This window comes from Methylobacterium longum (assembly GCF_022179385.1).
Classification (GTDB): domain Bacteria; phylum Pseudomonadota; class Alphaproteobacteria; order Rhizobiales; family Beijerinckiaceae; genus Methylobacterium; species Methylobacterium longum.
Genome location: NZ_BPQS01000102.1, coordinates 1 through 4,530 on the forward strand (window position 1 = coordinate 1; position 4,530 = coordinate 4,530).

The 4,530-nt window shown below is 56.2% G+C and carries 3 protein-coding genes and 1 pseudogene; 1 reads left to right on the plus strand and 3 read right to left on the minus strand.

Annotation, left to right across the window (positions count from 1 at the left end; translation table 11 throughout):
* Window positions 1-107 precede the first annotated feature (107 nt).
* Window positions 108-290 (minus strand): DUF4399 domain-containing protein, encoded by a 183-nt coding sequence (locus MFF58_RS31225; RefSeq protein WP_238294157.1) that lies wholly within the window; start codon window positions 288-290, stop codon window positions 108-110.
* Window positions 291-539: 249 nt separating this feature from the next.
* Window positions 540-1,676 carry a formylglycine-generating enzyme family protein gene (locus MFF58_RS32810; RefSeq protein WP_505744329.1) on the minus strand — a complete coding sequence of 379 codons (1,137 nt, stop codon included), beginning with the start codon at window positions 1,674-1,676 and terminating at the stop codon, window positions 540-542.
* Between the two features lie 233 nt (window positions 1,677-1,909).
* Here MFF58_RS32810 and MFF58_RS31235 point away from each other — a divergent pair, with 233 nt between their 5' ends.
* Window positions 1,910-3,961: an autotransporter domain-containing protein gene (locus MFF58_RS31235; protein WP_238294155.1), complete on the plus strand. Its 2,052-nt coding sequence runs from the start codon at window positions 1,910-1,912 to the stop codon at window positions 3,959-3,961.
* Between the two features lie 302 nt (window positions 3,962-4,263).
* Here the strand turns inward: MFF58_RS31235 and MFF58_RS31240 are convergent.
* Window positions 4,264-4,425: pseudogene (locus tag MFF58_RS31240) on the minus strand (integrase core domain-containing protein); the annotation flags it as partial.
* Window positions 4,426-4,530 lie beyond the last annotated feature (105 nt).

Genomic DNA, 4,530 nt, shown 5'->3' on the forward strand with positions numbered 1-4,530 from the left:
CTGTAGGGGCGGCCCATGATGCACTCCGTGTCCGGAGCAAGCAGTGAATCAGCCGCCGCCCGCCGTGTGAACCCCACCACGCCGACTCAGCTCAAACCGAAAATGCTCTAGTTGCAGCGTGTGGGTACCGTTGGGCAGGTCGAGGCGTGTCTCGGTTTAACCGCTGCCGAAATGAAGGTGGGTCTTGTCCGCTGGGAGGGGCTGCCGGGACCGATCGCATCCTTCGCGTCGATCAGCAGATGATGATGACCCACATTCTTGGCGCCGCTACCCGCCTGAGTGACTCCCATGTTGCGGAGGCCGAACTGCACGGTGACTGGGCTTGTCACGCGCGCGTCGGGCTTGGCCGAGATGATGTAGACTGCCGCGCCTGTGGGGCCGCGACTGGCGGAGGCGCCGCGGGCTTCTCGGAAGTCGCTTTAGCCAAAACGGGCCTGCTTAAGATAATCAGCAATCCAGCCATAACTGCCGATCCTGCTTTCCTCGTCCACTCCTTCATGGCCCTCATGGCCGGACGTTCGTTTCGCCGCGCAGCCCTCCTAAAAATCTAGAACGATGCGAATGCCGCTTCCCGGATAACGGACCATCGGATCATAGAAGTCGCGGCTCGTCACATGCTCAGCCTCGGCCCGGCTTCGCCAGGTGCCGCCGCTGAGCACGCGCTGCTTGCAGTTTGGAGAGTTCCACGAACTCCCGTCGCTTGGAGCGCTCCGGTAATTCTTGTGCCAGCAACCGGATACCCACTGCGCCACCAAGCAGGTCGTGCCCGTGATGCCGAAGGGATACGCGGGAAAGGCGGTGGCTATCGGCGCTGCATCCTCAGGCGGCGAACCTACGCTGCGGCAGAGCGCCATCTCGCTCCGGAAATACCCTCCCCACCAGAAGCGGGTGCGCGTGCCGCCTCGGACGGCGTATTCCCACTCCGCCTCACTTGGGAGGCGGTAGCCTTTGCGCGTGGTGCTGGAGCGCCACCGGAAATATAGCTGCGCGTCATCCCAACTTAAATTCACGGCTGGCTGGTTTGGGTCGCCGTCAGCCCTAACCTCGCAACCGCCTGCAGTCTGGCAGGCATCCCAATCCTCCAGCATGATCGAACCCCGAGTCATCAGAATGGCTCGGATATGGACAAGGTGCGCCGGCCTCTCGCTCGGATCGGCGGCGCTTCCCATGCTGAAGACCCCGGACGGGATCTCGACCAAGGACGGGCAGGTGCTGCAATCCCGCTTGGCGTTTACGGCTTGGTCAACAGCGGCTTCCACGACGAGGGCGGCCGGGGGCAGAAGCAGCTGGTGCTTGCACGGGCAGGGGCAGTTCCGCCTGCCTTGCTCCGACGTCGGGATTGTCTTGTGCGGTCGGCGCGCGACACTCTCGATTTCGGGTAGCTGGAACAGAGGCGCGGGCTCAGCAGCCTTCCTCTGTGGATTGCCGCGGGTCTGCGGCTCCTCGACCGGTGTAGGGGCCAAGGCCGGCGGTCCCGCGATCTGTGCCTTCCGCGGGGATGCCGTCTTTACTGCCCGAGCGGCTTCCGAAGCCCTCAGGCCTCCGGCGGCGGCTCGGATCGGCGGGAGAGAAAAGCGGGGAATCGACGAGCTCAGTGGCCGCCGACTGAGTTTGGCCCCCCTTACTCCACGATGACGAACGGACAAAAACACCGAACATCGCTCCTCGCGGATCATGCAATGATTAACCGACTGATTTGTCGAACTTAAAATTTAAACTGCCAATCGAATGTAACAATAGTGAAATTGATGTTGCATTCACGCAACAGGTCCACTCCAACGGCACTCGACTTGCCGAATCATTTTGACGGAACCTGATTCGGTATGGGATGAAGATAGAGAGTTCGCGTCAAAATGAGCGCCTAGAGCGTCTGATGACTACCTCGAATAGAACTGTACGGATTCCACGGATGAACAAAGCATTTCTGCTTGGATCGACAAGTGTAGTCCTCTCGCTCCTAGCTGCTGAAGCCAATGCGCAGTGCGTAGGTGGCGGTGCTCAAAGCCAGTCTGTCGTGGCTCAACTTAGCCCGAACTCAGCCTCCGCGCCTCGGTTGCCTAACAACTCTACATTGACCCTTCCCGTTGATCCGGCAGGCACAAGTAGTAGCATTGGCTCCACAGTGCAATCGCTGGTTTCGATCATCAATACCAACAACACTGCCTTCCTAAGCCAAACGTCGGCTTTTATCGGTGCGCCATCAAGCGCATCTGAGGGACTTAATGGCGGCGGCGTTTGGGCTCGTGGTGTCGGTGGAACTTTCGACACGAACACTCGAGGAAGCTTTGCCTATGGCAACTCCCAGTCTTCTGGATCGGGGGGATGCAGCATTCGCAACTATCAAGATTTCTCGGGCCTACAGGTCGGCACCGATATATCACGCCTAAATATTAATGGGGGAAATGCTCATTTCGGCGTGATGATGGGATACACCGAAACCAGCAGCTTGTCTCCAACTGGTGGTGCTGGGCGGCTAAATGGAAATTTTCAGACACCTTTCTTCGGGCTGTATGGCGCCTATACTAAAGATAATTTTTACGCTGATGGTCAGTTGCGCTTCGATTTTTTGCAGGGCCGCCTCAACGATCCATATAATAACGGGCTGTTCAACCAGACAATTGACGGGCGCAGCTTTAGCTTGTCAGGCAACGTAGGAAAGCAATTTTCTTTTGAGGATAATTGGTTTGTCGAACCGTCTCTAGGCATTGTATATTCGCGAGCGAGCATAGATAATTTCAATTTAGCCGGGTCCTACGTCTTTCAAACTGGGCTCTCCGCTCCGTCGTCCGTCAAAATTGCGAATTTTGATAGTGTTCTTGGCAGAGCGAGCGTTCGATTTGGTCGCACGTATCTTGTTGACGGGAATGTAATACAGCCATTTGTCACAGCAAGTGTTTATAACGAATTTGCCGGCAATATCAGAACTTCAGTCGTATCTGGCTTCGATCCCGTAGGACAAGTTTTCTTGCAGACCGTCCCGGGCAACCTCAGCAGTCTTGATACGAAAATTCGCATCAACACCAGTCGGATTGGTACCTACGGCCAGATTTCTGGAGGTGTAGCTGCACAAATCGGCAATACGGGATGGCTATCGTACGTCCGGGGTGACTATAGATTCGGTGACCATGTCGATGGTTGGGGAATTAGCGGCGGCTTCCGCTATCAGTTTACCCCTGAACAGGTCGCGGGCCGCCCCCTTATCCGGAAGGGATATGACGCGCCGGCAATAATTACCAACACAGCAGAAGCCGTTCGCTGGACTGGCATCAGTGTCGGTGGCTCAGTTGGGGGACTGATTGATGTAGCTCGACAAGTGCCAGAATTCGATCGTGTCAGCTTGTTCCAGAGACTGCCCGTGCAGCCCAGAGCAGCAGGAATTCTTGCTGGTGGCCAATTGGGCGCTGATTATCAGGTCGGTAGCTTTGTGGTTGGCGTGGCTGGCGATTTTGATTGGACCAATGCCTCAGGCGGTAGGAATTGTAAGACGCCCGTCGGCTATTTCTTTAGCTGCAATACGAGTGTCCAATCTCTTTACATGGCAACTGGCCGAGTCGGGTACGCGATTGATCGGACCTTGTTCTATGTGAAAGGCGGATACGCTTGGGCTGACCTTACAGAAACTTATCGCGACAACACAGTTGGCCGACCCTTGATAACACAGTACACTTCGGGAGCGAATTCTGAGGCTCAGTATGCGCCGGTTCGGAATTCATCGTCCGGCTTAACGATTGGTGCTGGCTTCGAATATGCTTTGACAAAAAGCTGGACTGCTAAGGCGGAGTATATGCATTATCGGCTCGATGACCGAGTTGTTACGTTCAGGCCCTCCTTTGGGTCTGGTGACATCCCTGTACCGGTGAGGCACACTGGCGATCTTGTTAAAGTTGGGGTAAATTATCGTTTTGGGCAGAGCGACATACTGGATGCCCCGGCTGTTGCTCCGGTCGTCAGAAAGTATTAGCTAGAGATGTAGTTTTAAAGTACGATAGACGCTGCTGCAGCCGTGATAAAGCAAGGTCGCGGCTGCAGCAGATGGTTATTCCGAAATAAATTGCGCTTATTTGCAAAATTATGCAGTCAATATATGTCCCAATACTATTATGAACGCTATCCATGCTGGTGAACAGAATGGCGCTCCCGAACAGAACCTAGATGTTCGCTTACGAACTACTGCTCGTCCTATGGTAGGGCGCGGAAACTGCTTACAGTTCCAACTGAGGGTCCCCCGGATCTTGGTCCGGCCGAAAGGTGAGCTTCCGGGTCTCATTCGGCAGCCTGCAGGGCCGCCGCCAAGGCGAATTCCTGGGGCGTTCGCCGCCCCAGAGCCGTGTGAGGACGGCTCTCGTTGTAGTACCGCCGCCACGTCTCGATCTTGCTCCTGGCGTCGGCTAACGACAAGAACCAGTTCGCGTTCAGGCACTCGTCGGTAAGCGCTGTCTGGGCGGCACCTTCCGGCAGACGGCGTGAAGGCGACATACGGAGCGGATTGGGAGCTCCGTCACATGTCGATGTCAGGGCGTATGGCTATGT